Here is a 14,104-nt window from a genome sequence, read left to right on the forward strand (position 1 = left end):
GATGAGTCAGGCCCAGGGGCACGTCTTCCGCCTGGTGGCGAATCCCCACGGGCATGTTGCCCCGTCCGCGCATCTCCAGTCGGTCCCCCGGAGACACACGACGGGGGCTGTCAGACGGTGCGGATCCCGAACTCAGCGCAGGCTCACCCACTCATGCGTTGTGCTCATGCGTTCGTGCGTGAAGACACACACCAACGCATGAACGCAACGCATAACCGACGTCCTCTGCGGGGACGAGCACAGGCAGCCGACGATCCACCTCACCAGACCACCGGGACCACCCGGACCACCCGGACCACCCGGACCACCGGGACCTGAATCCCGAACCCAGAACGCCGAAACACCGACCACCTGAACCTTGAACCGCGAACCCCGAACCCCGAACCCCGACCGCCTGAACGCCAGAACCCCATCACCCGGGCCTCCGACCACCGGAGCTCCCCGGGCTCGATGGTGGGTTGATCGGAGAGCACGGGTGCAATGATCGAGGGCATGGACAACGCGTTCGTCGATCCGGCGGTGCACCCTGACCAGCGCTCGATCCTCGACGCGCTCGGGGATTCCGCCGCGGTGTGGAGCGCCGTTACCGACGTGTTCTCTGCTCAGGGGGCAGAGGTCGCGTGGCGGCACTATCGCGACGGAGGCTGGCTCGCCAAGGCCACGAAGAAGGGGAAGACGGTGGCGTGGCTGAGCGTTCACCCGGGGGCGCTCCGGGTCGCGTTCCACTTCGCCGAGCGGCTCCGCCCGAAGGTGCTGGGGAGTGATTCGCTCGGGGATCGACTGCGAGACCGTATCGCCGATCTCGAGCCTGCAGGGCACTTGTTCTCCGTGCCCATCGACGTACGTACGCCGCAAGACGTTGAGGAGGTCAGCACCCTCCTGCGGCTCAGGCTCGCCCTGAGGTGAGCACCCGCACCGCGAGGGGCGGATGAACGTCCATACAGGGGCCGAGCACTCAGCTGATCAGGAGGATCATCGGTGTCCGAGCAGCCTGCCCCGCGACGGTGCACCGGTTCCGGGCCCCGGGCGGCCACTGCAGGGTGCACGATGGGGCCGTGCCCGGCGATACCGATGACCTCCCGCTGAAGATGCGTCTTCTGGCGGTCGAAGTCCTGACCACTGATTCATGCACGGATTGTCACCCAGACATACGCGACGCCATCTCTCTGGCGACCGAGTTGCTCGTCGCTGACAGGGACTCCCCGGCCACCGTGGAGGTCGCGTGCCTCGACACCACGTCGTCCTTCGACGAAGCTCGCCGCCTGCTGGCGGAGCGATGGCGGCGGTTCCGCTGGTCCCACCGCGTCGCTCACGACTGATGCGCACGATGCGACCAACCGGTGACGGCGACGGCCGCGGGGAGGATGTGATGGCCACGGCCCTGTTGGTCGGGGGCCGGGTCATCCTGATCGCTGGGACCATCGCGGTCCCGGTGTGCCGCCTCACCAAACCGCTATGGCGCTCCGCCCCCTTGGCTGCGGGAGCTCTCCCGGACCACTGGATCCCCAACTCCACCTTTGCGCTGTCGTTCCTCCTGGCGCTGCTGCTGCCCCTGCTCGTACTCCCGGTGGGACCCGCCGACCTGGCCGTCCGGATGGGTTCTGACGTGGGCGTCCGTACGGTCCTCGGGCTGCGGAAGGTGTCCGTCCCGTCGCTGCGAGGCGTCGGCGTTGTCCTCCCGTCGTTCAACTGGGACACGCACCTGCTGGTTCTGCGTGATGCACGGCACCGCGTGGTCATCGTCTGGCTGGAGCTCGACGGCCCGGACTGGATACATCGTGAATGCCCCGAGCTCGAGGGGGAGCACCTTGTCTCCGGCGACCGAGCGACCTGGGGTCGGCGGGCCCTGCGGCGCGGCATCGGGTGGCTGGTGGTGGTGGCGTTCGGCGCGGTGGCGTTCGCGCTGTTCGTCCTTCTCTGCTTACTGGCGGGCCTCGTGTGACGGGCTCCACCACCGGCGAAATCCCTGACAGCCGGACAGCCCGGACCCTCCACCGAGGATCCGGGCTGCTGAGATGGCGGTGACGGTGGGATTTGAACCCACGGTAGGTCTCCCTACACTCGCTTTCGAGGCGAGCTCCTTCGGCCGCTCAGACACGTCACCGTCGACAGACATTACACGAAGGTGGCCGCGGGGTGCCAATCGGGCGAACCGGCCGACGCCGCACCCCGGCACGCGGGATCATGGCCAGCCAGAGACACCCTGTGATCGCCCGGACGTGGCCCCACGAGCAGGATCCGATCGGCGCAGTCCCGATCACGGCCCCGATCGCCGTCCCGATCACGGCCCCCGAGCGACGTGGCCCACGGTGCCATCATCATGGCCGGCACGCTTCATCACGGGCGGCACGCTTCGGCGCGACACCCACCCCGATCAGTCCCGGCGGCCCCCGAAGAAGTCCAGCAGCGGCACGGCACACTCCTCGGCCATGAAGCCGCCGGTCACCACGGGCCGGTGATTGAGCCGCGGGTCGCGTACGACGTCCCACAGGGAGGCGACGGCACCGGCCTTGGGGTCGTACGCCCCGAAGACCAGGCGGTCGATCCGGGCGGCGACGATCGCCCCGGCGCACATCGTGCAAGGCTCGAGGGTGACCACCAGAGTGCAGCCCTCCAGGCGCCACTCCCCCACCGCCCGGGCGGCCGCACGGATCGCGACGATCTCGGCGTGGGCGGTCGGGTCGCCGTACCGTTCTCGTTCGTTGTGCCCGCCGGCGAGAAACTCACCGGACGGATCGAGCACGACCGCGCCGATCGGTACGTCCCCGTGGGCCGGCGCGAGCCGGGCCTCGTCGAGGGCGCGCAGCATCGGGCCGCGCCATCCCCCGGGGGGAACCGGCCGCCCGACAGACATCGGGGCGTTCAGTCCTCGAACTCCTCCTGGACGGTGGACCGCAGCTGCGGGCCCATCCCGATCCGGTCGGCGAGCTGGAACAGCGCCTCGTCACTGGTCGTGTCGAAGTCCTCGGCCAACTGCTCGAGGTCGAAATCACCCACGCCGAGGTCCCGCAGGATCTCGGAGTCACCGATCGGTACGACGTCGTCCTCGTCCTCACCGTCGGTGGGGATCTCGTCGATGCCGAGGTAGTCGAGGATGTCGCGGGCGATCGGCCACTCGTCGGCGGCGGCGCCGTCGGACAGGAAGACCTGGACGATCGCGCCGCGGACCCGGACGATGACGAAGACCTCCTCGACCAGCGACAGCATCCCGATCGCCCCCGCCTCACCGGGCAGCCGGCGCAGGTGGTTGATCATCTCGTCGAGGTCGTTGGCCATCTCGAGGTCGAGGGCGACGACGACGGGATGGCCGTCCTCGCGATAGGCCGCGACGACGAAGTCGACGTCCTCGTCGGTGGCGTCGTCCAGTTCCTCATAGTCGCCGTCATCGTCCTCGTCGATGTCGTCGTCCTCGAACTGGTCGTCATCGTCGTCGAGCTCGTCCTCGGAATCGAGGTCGAGGTCGTCGAGTTCCTCGTCGTCGTAGTCAGACACGCCAGCCTCCTGATCGCCCATGGCCACCCTATGTTCTCAGAGATCCAGCAACGGCGACAGTCGAGCGGACGGCTGGCTACCGGTGTCACATCGGGACCGGGCGGCCCGGTGCGGCGCCGATGTGACACCCTGAGGGGCGTGGAACTTCATGTGGTCGATCATCCCCTGGTGGCACACAAGCTGACCCTGCTGCGCGACGCCTCGACCGCCTCGCCGGTCTTCCGTCAGCTCACCGACGAGTTGGTGACCCTGTTGGCGTACGAGGCGACGCGCAACGTACGGGTCGAACCGTGCACCGTGCAGACGCCGGTCCGCGAGGCGCAGGGCGTACGTCTCTCCACGCCGCGCCCACTGGTGGTGCCGATCCTGCGCGCCGGCCTCGGGATGCTGGGCGGGATGACCCGGCTGCTGCCGACCGCCGAGGTCGGCTTCGTCGGGATGGCCCGCAACGAGGAGACGCTGCAGCCGGTGACGTACGCCGAGCGGCTCCCCGCCGACCTGTCCGGGCGGCAGTGCTACGTGCTGGACCCGATGCTGGCGACCGGCGGTTCGCTGGCGGGGACCATCCAGTTCCTGGTGAACCGGGGTGCCGACCACGTGACCGCGATCTGCCTGCTCGCGGCCCCGGAGGGCGTCGAGCACGTCCGTACGATCACCGAGGGGTTGGGGGTGCCCTGCCACCTGGTCGTCGCCGCGATGGACGAGCGGCTCAACGAGCACGGCTACATCGTGCCCGGGCTCGGGGATGCCGGCGACCGGCTCTACGGCCTGGCGAACTGACCCGGCGGGACGTACGGGGCGCGAGGTGACCCGGGCGATCGAGACCTAATCGTCATCTTCGCGCGTCCCACGGTGGCTCAAAATGTGACTAAGGTCACGCTATCTGGTGACGGGTCCACTCAGTCCTCAAGGAGGACGTCATGACCACCGCCGTCAAATACCTCGCCCGCCTCATCGCCCTGCTCGTCGTCGTGCAAGCCGCCGTGGTCGTCTGGGGGGTGGCAGAGGAGATCCGGTTCCAGGAGGCCAACCCCGGCGCCCAGGTGCCGTTCCCGGTCGGCGCCATGCTCCACGGCACGATCGGGATGTACGTCATCCCGGCCGTCGCCCTGATCCTGTTCATCCTGACCCTGATCGCCCGCCGGGCCCGCCTGTGGGCCGGTCTCGCACTGGTGTCCGCAGTCCTCCAGGTCGCGGTCGGCCTCGGCGGCATCCTCCTCAGCCCCTACCTCGGGTTGATCCACGGGGTCAACGCGTTCGTCCTCGCCGGCCTCGCCATGATGACGGCACGGGCGATCGACCCGTCCCAGGCGACGACCGCCCCGGCACGTCGGCCGACCCAGGCGGTCGGCTGATCATCGACGTATGGCCATCACCCCGACAGGCCATGGCCATCACCCCGACGGGCCGTCACCCCGACGGGCTATCGCCTCACCCCGCCAGGCCATCACCCGACGGGTGAGCCGAATCTGGCGGCCCACCTCTCCGGCACCGGTCCCGGCCTCCGGCGATCCGCGCCGTTCCGCAGATCGGCGAACCACTCCCCACGGTCGGCCGCACCGAGCCGCCAGATCCGGCTCACGGAGTCGACAGCTCGGCCGGAGTCGACGGCTCGGCCCACGTGATCGACGGCTCCGCCCATGTGGTCGACAGCCCGGCCCACGCGCGACGGCGAGAATCCGGCCGCGTGGCGCCACGCCGTCGGTTCAGGCGTGCGACCGCAGCTTCGCAGCCTGCTTGGCGGCCATCGGCACCAGTCCGACCACGCCGACCACGATCGCCAGGCCCAGGATGATGTGGACGATCTCCAGGTGGGCCTCCGCCAGGCCGATCTGGACGATCATCAGGATCGGCAGCGACAGAGCATGGAAGAACACGCCCTTCGACCCGACCAGCGAGCCCACCTGCCAGGCGAACACCGCCGCAACGGCGGCGGCCAGTGTGGTCAGGTAGCCGATGCCGGCATGGACGTCGCGCAGCTGACCGGCGATCCCGGTGGCGATCAGCAGCCCGAGGACGAGCTGGATCACGACGAGGACGGTGGTGACCATCGCCATGCCCTGCAGGCGGCGGGCGGACGAGGGAAGTGAGGTCTCAGCCATGCCCCGACCATAGCCGTCCCACGGGAACTCGCGAGGATCGCGAACGGCCCTCGGACCCCTCCCCGGCACACCACCTGGTACACCGCCGCGGCACGCCGCCCCAGCATCCCGCCACGCGGAGATCATGAACCGAGCACTTAATGTCTAATTGACATTTATGAGCCTCGATGCTTACTGTCGTTCTGACATTAATCACGACGACAGGAGTCTCCGATGGCCGACATCGCCCGCTACCCCTTCGTACGCCACCTGCGTGGCTCGAGCACCGCCCACGTCGAACAGATCCGCGACGGGAGGCCGGTACGTGCCGGCGTCGGCGCGTCCTTCTGGTTCCGGCCGCTGAGTGCCGTCCTCAACGAGGTGCCGGTCGACGACCGGGAGTTGCCGCTGCTGTTCCACGCCCGCACCAGCGACTTCCAGGACGTCACCGTGCAGGCCACCATGACCTACCGCGTCACGGATCCGGCGACCGCCGCCGGCCGCATCGACTTCTCGATCGACCCGGAGACCGGTCGGTGGCGGGGCACCCCGCTCGACCAAGTCGCTGGTCTGCTGACCGAGTCGGCTCAGCAGTATGCGATCGATCTGCTGGCGACCGCTGACCTGACCGCCGCGATGGCCGGCGGCGTCGGTCCGATCAGGACCGTGATCACGGAGGGACTGCGCGGCGACGGGCGGTTGGCCGAGACCGGGATCACCGTCGTCGGCGTACGCGTCGTCGCCGTCCGCCCCGCCCCCGAGGTGGAGAAGGCGCTGCGGACACCGACGCGCGAACAGGTGCAGCAGGAGGCGGACAAGGCGACGTTCGAGCGCCGTGCGGTCGCGGTGGAGCGCGAGCGCGCGATCGGTGAGAACGAACTGCAGACGCAGATCGAGTTGGCCCGCCGCGAGGAACAGTTGGTGAGCCAGCGCGGCGCCAACTCGCGGCGCGAAGCCGAGGAGAACGCGGCCGCCGGCGCGATCGCGGCCGACGCGGAGGCGCGGCGTACGATCACGCTGGCCGAGGCCCGGGCGGAGAGCACCCGCCTCGCGGGTGTCGCCGCCGGTGACGCCGAGGCGGCCAAGGTCGCGGCTTACCGGGACGCGCCCGAGACGATCCTGCTCGCGCTGGCCGTCAAGGATCTGGCCGCGAACCTGCCGACGATCGAGACCCTGGTGCTCAGCCCGGACCTGATCAGCCAGGCGCTGACCCACCTCGGCACGGGCAAGGTGACAGCATGAGCCTGATGCCCCGGGTCGTCATCGTGCACCGGCGCACGGAGTACGAGGAGTTGCTCGCCACCCACGGCACCCGGGGCCAGGCGGCGTTCTTCCTGAGCAGCCGCGGTCGCGACATCGCCGAACTCGAAGAACGCCACCGGCTGACTCAGCAGGCGATCGAGACCGCTGCCGCGGCGATCCCGGTCGAGTGGCGCCGCGGGAGCGTCGAGCGCGGCGACGTCTCGCGCTTCCTGTTCGCCCCCGACGACCTGGTCGTGGTCGTAGGCCAGGACGGCCTCGTCGCCAACGTTGCGAAATACCTGGAGGGCCAGCCGGTGATCGGGATCGACCCCGAGCCCGGCCGCAACGTCGGCGCACTGGTGGCCCACGCCGCCCGCGATCTGCCGGACCTGCTCCGGGCCACCGACCAGGTCACCGAGCACACGATGGTCCGGGCGACCCTCGACGACGGGCAGCGCCTGCTGGCCCTCAACGAGATCTACGTCGGACACCCGAGCCACCAGACCGCGCGCTATGAGCTGCGTACGCCGGACACCCTCGCCGAGCCGCAAGCCTCGTCCGGGGTGATCGTCGCGACCGGGACAGGAGCGACTGGCTGGTGCCGGTCGGTCTCCCTCGAGCGGGCCAGTCAGCTACCGCTGCCGTCACCGACCGAGCCTCGCCTGCTCTGGTTCGTCCGCGAGGCCTGGCCGTCCCCGGCGACCGGGACGGCTCTCACCGAAGGCCAACTCGTCGACGCCGAGCTCCATCTGACCATCGCGTCGGACCGGCTCGTTGCGTTCGGCGACGGCATCGAGGCCGACTCGCTCACCCTGACCTGGGGCCAGACCGTACGCATCGGCCGGGCCGAGACGGCGCTGCGCCTGGTCGCCTGACCAGGCGCAACGCCCGGCCGACTCGCTGACCACACCCGCCTCGCCGACCACACACACCTCACTGACCGCACCCGGCTCGCTGACCGCGCGCCGCCACCGACCGTCGAGATCCTCCCGTGTGCGGCGACGGACGGGGTGCCCGAGCGTGAGATCAGTAGTAGTACGGGAACGCCGACCAGTCGGGGTCGCGCTTCTGCAGGAAGGAGTCGCGACCCTCCACGGCCTCGTCGGTCATGTACGCCAGCCGGGTCGTCTCGCCGGCGAAGATCTGCTGGCCGACCATGCCGTCGTCGATGGCGTTGAAGGCGAACTTCAGCATCCGCTGGGCGGTCGGCGACTTGCCGCAGATCTTCTTCGCCCACTCCAGACCCTCGACCTCGAGCTGGTCGTGGTCGACGACCTTGTTGACGGTGCCCATCTCGTACGCCCGCTGCGCGTCGTACGTGTCGCCGAGGAAGAAGATCTCCCGGGCCACCTTCTGGCCGACCTGACGGGCCAGGTAGGCGGAGCCGAAGCCACCGTCGAAGGAGCCGACGTCGGCGTCGGTCTGCTTGAACCGGGCATGCTCACGGCTGGCCAGCGTGAGGTCGCAGACCACGTGCAGCGAGTGGCCGCCGCCGGCGGCCCAGCCGTTGACCAGAGCGATGACGACCTTGGGCATGAACCGGATCAGCCGCTGCACCTCGAGGATGTGCAGCCGACCGAGCTTGGCCGGATCGACGGTCTCGGCGGTCTCCCCCTCGGCGTACCGATAGCCGGCCTTGCCGCGGATCCGCTGATCGCCGCCGGAGCAGAAGGCCCAGCCGCCGTCCTTGGGCGAGGGGCCGTTGCCGGTCAGCAGGACGCAGCCGATGTCGGAGCTCATCCGGGCATGGTCGAGGGCGCGGTAGAGCTCGTCGACGGTCTGCGGCCGGAAGGCGTTGCGCACCTCGGGGCGATCGAAGGCGATCCGCACCGCGGGGACGTCCTTGGCCCGGTGGTAGGTGATGTCGGTGAAGTCCTCGAAGCCGGGCACCGGCTCCCACAGTGCGGGGTCCCACGATTGCGTCATGGGCCCCAACCTAGTCCCGGGGACGCCCCACGGTCGTCCGCCGCCCGGGTCGTCCTCAGAGCGCGGGTCGTCCTCAGAGCGCGGCGAACGCCTCGGCGATCGGTGTGCCGCCGTCGGCGAACGGGATGAACCGGCCGATCGTCGCCGGCTGGGCCAGCGCCTCGCGGACCGCCAGCGCCACGTTCGCCCGCGACGTGGGCCGCCCGGAACCGACGCCGGTGTCGATCCGACCGGTCGGCTCGTCGAGGGTGAGCGTGCCGGGACCGAGGATCGTCCAGTCCAGGGAGGTCGTGCGCAGATGGTCGTCGGCGGCGAGCTTGGCGTCGGCGTACGGGAAGAACGAGCTGTCGGCCGGCACCCCGAGGTCGGGCACCGACCCGGCCCAGGACACCATCACATAGCGGCGTACGCCGGCCTGTTCGGCGGCCTGCATCGAACGGATCGCCGCGTCGCGGTCCACGGCGTACGTCCGGCTCGGGTTGCCACCGCCGGCCCCCGCGGACCAGACCACCGCGTCGGCACCGGTCAGGGCGGTGGCCATCGCCTCGACGTCCATCGCCTCGGCGTCGGCCAGCACCGCTTCAGCGCCGCTGGCCCGGATGTCGTCGAGCTGGTCCTCATGGCGCACCCACGAGCGCACCCGGTGCCCCTGCGCCACGAGCAGCGGGGCCAGCCGGAGCGCTACCTTGCCATGTCCGCCAATGATCACGATCGTCGCCATGGCCTCACGCTACCCGGCGCCCATGACCCCCGTCACCGTCCGCGACACCCCTCACCGTCCGCGACACCCGTCCGAACGACACTCGTCACCGGCACAGACCTTCCGTGTCCACCCGCTCGGGAATATGATTGATTTCTCAACTGTTTCAGGTGTCATCACCACCCCGTGGGCACCTCCGACACCCCGTGGGCCTCATCCGAGGAGAGACCAAATGCCTGCTGTGACCGCCGACACCCTGACCCTGCCGCGCATCACCCCCGCCCGTCCGGACGAGACCGAGCGCACCGCACTGGCGGTGACGACCGCGCCGAGTTCCTTCGAGGGCGAGGGCTTCCCCGTCCGCCGCGCCTTCGCCGGCGTCCCCCACGAGCTGCTCGACCCGTTCGTCCACATGGACCAGATGGGTGAGGTCGAGTACGCCCCCGGTGAGGCCCGGGGCACCGACTGGCACCCACACCGAGGCTTCGAGACCGTGACCTACATCCTCGACGGCCGCTTCCAGCACCAGGACTCGCACGGTGGCGGCGGGATGATCTTCGACGGCGCCACCCAGTGGATGACCGCCGGCAGTGGCGTGCTGCACATCGAGACCCCGCCGGCCGAACTGGTCGACGCGGGCGGCCTGTTCCACGGCATCCAGCTGTGGGTCAACCTCCCCGCCAAGGACAAGATGATCGCCCCGCGCTACCAGAATCTCGAGGGTGGCCGGGTCGCTCTGCTGGCCTCCGCCGACGCCGGCGCGCTGGTCCGGGTGATCGCCGGCCAGATCGACGGCCACACCGGCCCGGGATCGACGCACACCCCGATCACCATGGCGCACGCCACGATCAACCCGGGCGAGCGCCTGTCGCTGCCGTGGCGCAAGGACTTCAACAGCCTGGTGTACGTCCTGGCCGGTCGCGGCACGGTCGGCGGCGACGCCCGCCCGGTGCACACCGGCCAGCTCGCGGTGATGGGTGCCGGTGACCGGCTGACGATCGCCGCCGACACCGTGCAGTCCGGCAAGGAGCCGGCACTGGAGGTGCTGCTGCTCGGCGGACAGCCGATCGGCGACCCGGTGGTGCAGTACGGCCCGTTCGTGATGAACACCCGCGCCGAGATCGTGGCGGCCTTCGAGGACTTCCAGCACGGCCGGCTCGGCCAGGTGCCCGTCGACGGCCTTCGGCCCTACCACGGCAAGGGTCACTGAGGCTCCCGCGGACTCGTACGCCTCCGGACCGTACGCCCCGGAACGAAGGACCCGGAACGAAGGACCCGAACGCCCGCATGACCCGTCGGGACGTATCCACTCTCCCCGACGACCGGCGACCCCCGGCGGCCCACCAGCCGTCGGGGGTCGCCCTCTGTCCGGATCCGATCGGTGGAGCCGTCCGGACCTGGTCCGGAGATCCGGATCTCTCGATCCGGGCTTCCGGATCTGTCTGTCCGAGGCGGTCAGACCAGGTTCTTCTGCTTCAGCCAGTCCTTCGCCAGCTGCGCCGGGGACGCCTTCTCGGCGCCCTGGTTGCGCCCGTTGAGCGCCAGCAGATCATCCGTGGTGAGTGCCGCCGACACCGTGTTCAGGGTCTCGGTGACGGCCGCCGTGTTCGCCTTCGCGCTGATCAGCGGCACGACGTTCTGCGGCATGATCATGTTCTTCGGGTCCTCCAGGGTGACGAATCCGTTGTCCTTGATCGCCGGGGTGGTGGTGAAGAGGTCGGCCAGGTCGACCTGGCCGTCCTGCAGCGCCTTGACGGTCAGCGGGCCGCCGCCGTCGGAGATCGCCACGAAGCTGATCCGGTCGGCCGGCACACCGTAGATCGAGCTGAGGCCCTTGGGACCGTACGGCCGCTCGGCGAGCTCGGGGTTGCCGCCCACCTTGAGGTTGCCCTGGTAGCCGGCCAGGTCGGCCAGCGAGGTGATGTGGTTCTTGTCGGAGAACTCCTTGGTGACGTTGTAGGAGTCCTTGTCCTCGGCCGGCGCCGGGGTCAGCACGGTGAAGCCGGAGGGGGTCGCCTTGGTGAGCGCCGTGTTGACCTCGTCGGGGGTCTTCGCGGTCGTGGCGGAGTCGAAGTACTGCAGCAGGTTGCCGGTGTACTCCGGGACCAGGTCGATCGAGCCGTCCTTGAGGGCACCGATGTAGATGTCACGGGCACCGATCTGCATGTGCCGCTCGACCGTCACGCCCTTGGCTTCCAGAGCCTGGGCGTAGATCTCGGCGATGATCTCCGACTCGGGGAAGTTGGCCGAGCCGATGCGGACGGTACCGGCGGCGGCCGAGGGGGCCGATGCGCCGGAGGTGGGGTTGGAGGTGGCACACCCGGCGAGGGCCAGGATCAGCGCTGCGGCCAGTGCCAGCAGGCGTACGGGTCGGCGATTCATGGTGTTCCTTCCGGTGGTTTCTAGCGGTCCGTGCCGATCGAGGCACGGACGGAGGCGGCTGTCAGACGCCGCTGGAGCAGGGTGAGCAGGCCGTCGACCAGCAGGGCGAGCACGGTCACCAGGATGGCGCCGGCGAGCATCCGCGGATAGTCGCGCACCGGCAGTCCGTCGAGGATCAGCCGGCCCAGACCGCCCAGACCGAGATAGGCGGCGATCGTGGCGGTGGCGATGACCTGCAGGGTCGCCGACCGGATGCCGCCGAGGATCATCGGGGCGGCCAGCGGCATCTCCACCCCGGTGACGATCTGTCGTTCGCTCATCCCGACGGCGCGGGCGCCGTCGACCACGTCCGGGTCGATCGCCTCGACCCCGGCGTACGCTCCGGCGAGGATCGGCGGGACGGCCAGCACCGCCAACACGATCGTCGACGGGAGCAGCACCCCGTCGATGCCGACCCCCATCGCCACCGCCAGGAAGGTCAGCAGGCCCAGCGACGGCAGGGCGCGCAACGCGCCGGACAGCCCGATGGCCACTGCTCGGCCACGGCCGGTGTGGCCGATCCACAGCCCGAGAGGCAGCGCGACGACACCGGCGAGCAGCACCGCCAGCAGCGAGTACCACAGGTGCTCGACGAGCCGGCCGCCGATCCCGCCGGGACCGGGCCAGTGGGCCGGATCGACGATCCAGGCCAGCGCAGCGACGAAGAAGCTCATGCGGCCGCCGTCCTGGTGTCGGTGGCCCGCACCCACGGCAGCAGGATCCGGCCCCCGAGGACGAGGAGAGCATCGAAGACCAGGGCGAGCACCACGGTGCCGATGATCCCGACGGCGATCTCGGTGACGAAGCTGCGGGTGTAGCCGTCGGTGAAGAAGTAGCCGAGCGAGCGGACCCCGATCAGCGCACCGACCGACACCAGCGACAGGGTCGAGGCGCTCACCACCCGCAGGCCGGCGAGCAACGGTGGCCCGGCGAGCGGCAGGTCGACCCGCCAGAATCGCTGCGTCGGGCTGTGCCCCACCGCGACGGCGCTCTCGCGTACGGTCCCGTCGACCGCATCGAAGGCCTCGGCCGCGGTCCGCACCATCAGCGCGATGCCGTAGAGGGTCAGCGCCACCACGACGTTGATCGGGTCCAGGATCCGGGTGCCGAGCAGCACCGGCAGGATCACGAACAGCGGCAGCGAGGGCAGCGCGTAGAGGATGCCGCTGCCGGTCAGCAACGTACGACGGATAGCCGGGTGCTTGTGCGCCCACCAGCCGAGCGGGATCGACAGCAGCAGGGACAGGACGATCGGCGGCACCGCGATCACCACGTGGTTGAGGGTGAGTGCCCAGATCTGCTCGGCGTTGGCGAGGGCCCAGCGCATCAGTCCCCCCACCGTTCGGCGTAACCGGCCAGCCGGCCGTCGGCATCGATCACGGCCAGCGCACCGTCGCGGGTCTCGGTGTGCAGCCGGCGCCGCGCCCCGCCGATGAACTCGGCGACGAACGGGTCGGCCGGCCGGGCCATGATCTGTTCCGCCGTGCCGGCCTGGGCCACCTCGGCGCCGGTCCGCAGCACCAGGATCGTGTCACCGAGCAGGAAGGCCTCGTCCACGTCGTGGGTGACGAAGACGATGGTCTTGCCCAGGTCGGCCTGGATGCGCTGCAACTCGCGTTGCAGGTCCGCACGGACCACGGGGTCGACCGCGCCGAACGGCTCGTCCATCAGCAGAATGTTGGGATCGGATGCGAGCGCCCGGGCCACCCCGACCCGCTGGCGCTGGCCGCCGGACAGTTGCGAGGGATAGCGCCGGGCGAGCGTTGCGGCGTCCAGGCCGACCAGCTCGAGGAGCTCGTGGGCCCGCCGGTGGGCGGTCCGCCGATCGGCGCCCTCCAGCAGCGGGACGGTCGCCACGTTGTCCGCGACCGTACGGTGCGGCAGCAGGCCGGCGCTCTGCATCACGTAGCCGATCCGCCGGCGCAGCGCCACCGGATCAAGATCCGCGACGTTGTCGTCGTCGATCCAGACGCTGCCGCTGGTCGGGTCGATCATCCGGTTGACCATCCGCAACAGGGTCGTCTTGCCGCAGCCGGATGACCCGAGCAGCACCGCGACCTGGTGCGAGGGCACCTCGAGGGAGAAGTCCTCGACAGCGACCGTGCCGTCGGAGAACCGCTTGTGGACGTGGTCGAACCGGATCATGGCTCTCCTGTCGTTCGATTGTCGCCCAGTCAAGCACAGGCCAGTGACATCAAGGCCTCGACAGCGCGGGAACAAGTCCGCCGCAGCCTCGCCGGAC

17 protein-coding genes and 1 tRNA gene are annotated in these 14,104 nt (G+C 70.0%); 8 read left to right on the forward strand and 10 right to left on the reverse strand.

All coding sequences use genetic code 11. The features are described 5' to 3' along the window. Positions 1–492 precede the first annotated feature (492 nt). The 3 genes from R0146_RS02320 (at position 493) to R0146_RS02330 (ending at position 1,942) form a co-directional block, all read left to right on the forward strand. Positions 493–906 carry a DUF3788 family protein gene (locus R0146_RS02320; protein WP_317691251.1) on the forward strand — a complete coding sequence of 138 codons (414 nt, stop codon included), beginning with the start codon at positions 493–495 and terminating at the stop codon, positions 904–906. Positions 907–1,055: 149 nt separating this feature from the next. Beyond that, entirely contained in the window at positions 1,056–1,319 is a 264-nt protein-coding gene (locus tag R0146_RS02325; RefSeq protein ID WP_317691252.1) for a hypothetical protein, read from the forward strand. 50 nt (positions 1,320–1,369) lie between these two features. After that, positions 1,370–1,942 (forward strand): hypothetical protein, encoded by a 573-nt coding sequence (locus R0146_RS02330; protein WP_317691253.1) that lies wholly within the window; start codon positions 1,370–1,372, stop codon positions 1,940–1,942. Positions 1,943–2,016: 74 nt separating this feature from the next. On the opposite strand, the gene R0146_RS02335 is transcribed toward R0146_RS02330, so the two are convergent. From R0146_RS02335 to R0146_RS02345, 3 genes are all read right to left on the reverse strand, one after another. Further along, positions 2,017–2,104: transfer RNA gene (locus R0146_RS02335), tRNA-Ser, on the reverse strand. A 270-nt stretch (positions 2,105–2,374) separates the two neighbouring features. After that, positions 2,375–2,809: a nucleoside deaminase gene (locus R0146_RS02340; protein ID WP_317691254.1), complete on the reverse strand. Its 435-nt coding sequence runs from the start codon at positions 2,807–2,809 to the stop codon at positions 2,375–2,377. Positions 2,810–2,862: 53 nt separating this feature from the next. Next, positions 2,863–3,492 carry a tRNA adenosine deaminase-associated protein gene (locus R0146_RS02345; protein ID WP_317691255.1) on the reverse strand — a complete coding sequence of 210 codons (630 nt, stop codon included), beginning with the start codon at positions 3,490–3,492 and terminating at the stop codon, positions 2,863–2,865. A 138-nt stretch (positions 3,493–3,630) separates the two neighbouring features. Here R0146_RS02345 and upp point away from each other — a divergent pair, with 138 nt between their 5' ends. Both upp and R0146_RS02355 read left to right on the forward strand, forming a co-directional pair. After that, positions 3,631–4,272: a uracil phosphoribosyltransferase gene (upp, locus tag R0146_RS02350; protein ID WP_317691256.1), complete on the forward strand. Its 642-nt coding sequence runs from the start codon at positions 3,631–3,633 to the stop codon at positions 4,270–4,272. Positions 4,273–4,412: 140 nt separating this feature from the next. Next, a complete protein-coding gene (locus R0146_RS02355; RefSeq protein ID WP_317691257.1) occupies positions 4,413–4,847 on the forward strand; it encodes a hypothetical protein in 435 nt (144 codons plus the stop codon). 351 nt (positions 4,848–5,198) lie between these two features. Here R0146_RS02355 and R0146_RS02360 read toward each other — a convergent pair whose 3' ends face one another. Then, positions 5,199–5,594, reverse strand: coding sequence for a hypothetical protein (locus R0146_RS02360; RefSeq protein ID WP_317691258.1), 396 nt, complete (start codon positions 5,592–5,594; stop codon positions 5,199–5,201). Between the two features lie 213 nt (positions 5,595–5,807). Here R0146_RS02360 and R0146_RS02365 point away from each other — a divergent pair, with 213 nt between their 5' ends. Together R0146_RS02365 and R0146_RS02370 are read left to right on the forward strand one after the other, a co-directional pair. Then, the gene (locus R0146_RS02365; protein WP_317691259.1) at positions 5,808–6,815 is read left to right on the forward strand and encodes an SPFH domain-containing protein; all 1,008 of its coding nucleotides are present in this window, start codon (positions 5,808–5,810) and stop codon (positions 6,813–6,815) included. After that, complete coding sequence (locus R0146_RS02370; RefSeq protein WP_317691260.1) at positions 6,812–7,690, forward strand: diacylglycerol kinase catalytic domain-containing protein; 879 nt, start codon at positions 6,812–6,814, stop codon at positions 7,688–7,690. The genes R0146_RS02365 and R0146_RS02370 overlap by 4 nt, the downstream gene beginning before the upstream one ends. A 151-nt stretch (positions 7,691–7,841) precedes the next feature. On the opposite strand, the gene R0146_RS02375 is transcribed toward R0146_RS02370, so the two are convergent. Next, positions 7,842–8,741 carry a 1,4-dihydroxy-2-naphthoyl-CoA synthase gene (locus R0146_RS02375; RefSeq protein WP_317691261.1) on the reverse strand — a complete coding sequence of 300 codons (900 nt, stop codon included), beginning with the start codon at positions 8,739–8,741 and terminating at the stop codon, positions 7,842–7,844. 73 nt (positions 8,742–8,814) lie between these two features. Continuing rightward, the gene (locus tag R0146_RS02380) at positions 8,815–9,462 is read right to left on the reverse strand and encodes an SDR family oxidoreductase (RefSeq protein WP_317691262.1); all 648 of its coding nucleotides are present in this window, start codon (positions 9,460–9,462) and stop codon (positions 8,815–8,817) included. Positions 9,463–9,673: 211 nt separating this feature from the next. Between R0146_RS02380 and R0146_RS02385 the strand changes: the two genes are divergently transcribed. Next, positions 9,674–10,651, forward strand: a complete 978-nt coding sequence (locus tag R0146_RS02385; RefSeq protein ID WP_317691263.1) for a pirin family protein — start codon at positions 9,674–9,676, stop codon at positions 10,649–10,651. 245 nt (positions 10,652–10,896) lie between these two features. Here R0146_RS02385 and R0146_RS02390 read toward each other — a convergent pair whose 3' ends face one another. From R0146_RS02390 to R0146_RS02405, 4 genes are read right to left on the reverse strand one after another with little or no spacing between them, the layout of a single operon-like run. After that, a complete protein-coding gene (locus tag R0146_RS02390; RefSeq protein ID WP_317691264.1) occupies positions 10,897–11,823 on the reverse strand; it encodes an ABC transporter substrate-binding protein in 927 nt (308 codons plus the stop codon). 20 nt (positions 11,824–11,843) lie between these two features. After that, complete coding sequence (locus R0146_RS02395) at positions 11,844–12,536, reverse strand: ABC transporter permease (protein ID WP_317691265.1); 693 nt, start codon at positions 12,534–12,536, stop codon at positions 11,844–11,846. Beyond that, positions 12,533–13,189 (reverse strand): ABC transporter permease, encoded by a 657-nt coding sequence (locus R0146_RS02400; RefSeq protein WP_317691266.1) that lies wholly within the window; start codon positions 13,187–13,189, stop codon positions 12,533–12,535. The genes R0146_RS02395 and R0146_RS02400 overlap by 4 nt, the downstream gene beginning before the upstream one ends. After that, positions 13,189–14,007 carry an ABC transporter ATP-binding protein gene (locus R0146_RS02405; protein WP_317691267.1) on the reverse strand — a complete coding sequence of 273 codons (819 nt, stop codon included), beginning with the start codon at positions 14,005–14,007 and terminating at the stop codon, positions 13,189–13,191. The genes R0146_RS02400 and R0146_RS02405 overlap by 1 nt, the downstream gene beginning before the upstream one ends. Positions 14,008–14,104 lie beyond the last annotated feature (97 nt).

The organism is Raineyella sp. LH-20 (genome assembly GCF_033110965.1).
GTDB lineage: Bacteria > Actinomycetota > Actinomycetes > Propionibacteriales > Propionibacteriaceae > Raineyella.

Excerpts from the sequence above, each read along its gene's own strand:
- R0146_RS02380 (WP_317691262.1), bottom strand. The coding sequence starts at position 9,462 with ATGGCGACGATCGTGATCATTGGCGGACATGGCAAGGTAGCGCTCCGG.
- R0146_RS02370 (WP_317691260.1), top strand. The coding sequence starts at position 6,812 with ATGAGCCTGATGCCCCGGGTCGTCATCGTGCACCGGCGCACGGAGTAC.
- R0146_RS02360 (WP_317691258.1), bottom strand. The coding sequence starts at position 5,594 with ATGGCTGAGACCTCACTTCCCTCGTCCGCCCGCCGCCTGCAGGGCATG.
- R0146_RS02320 (WP_317691251.1), top strand. The coding sequence starts at position 493 with ATGGACAACGCGTTCGTCGATCCGGCGGTGCACCCTGACCAGCGCTCG.
- R0146_RS02375 (WP_317691261.1), bottom strand. The coding sequence starts at position 8,741 with ATGACGCAATCGTGGGACCCCGCACTGTGGGAGCCGGTGCCCGGCTTC.
- R0146_RS02340 (WP_317691254.1), bottom strand. The coding sequence starts at position 2,809 with ATGCTGCGCGCCCTCGACGAGGCCCGGCTCGCGCCGGCCCACGGGGAC.
- R0146_RS02400 (WP_317691266.1), bottom strand. The coding sequence starts at position 13,189 with ATGCGCTGGGCCCTCGCCAACGCCGAGCAGATCTGGGCACTCACCCTC.
- R0146_RS02365 (WP_317691259.1), top strand. The coding sequence starts at position 5,808 with ATGGCCGACATCGCCCGCTACCCCTTCGTACGCCACCTGCGTGGCTCG.
- R0146_RS02405 (WP_317691267.1), bottom strand. The coding sequence starts at position 14,007 with ATGATCCGGTTCGACCACGTCCACAAGCGGTTCTCCGACGGCACGGTC.
- R0146_RS02330 (WP_317691253.1), top strand. The coding sequence starts at position 1,370 with ATGGCCACGGCCCTGTTGGTCGGGGGCCGGGTCATCCTGATCGCTGGG.
- R0146_RS02355 (WP_317691257.1), top strand. The coding sequence starts at position 4,413 with ATGACCACCGCCGTCAAATACCTCGCCCGCCTCATCGCCCTGCTCGTC.
- R0146_RS02390 (WP_317691264.1), bottom strand. The coding sequence starts at position 11,823 with ATGAATCGCCGACCCGTACGCCTGCTGGCACTGGCCGCAGCGCTGATC.
- R0146_RS02395 (WP_317691265.1), bottom strand. The coding sequence starts at position 12,536 with ATGAGCTTCTTCGTCGCTGCGCTGGCCTGGATCGTCGATCCGGCCCAC.
- R0146_RS02385 (WP_317691263.1), top strand. The coding sequence starts at position 9,674 with ATGCCTGCTGTGACCGCCGACACCCTGACCCTGCCGCGCATCACCCCC.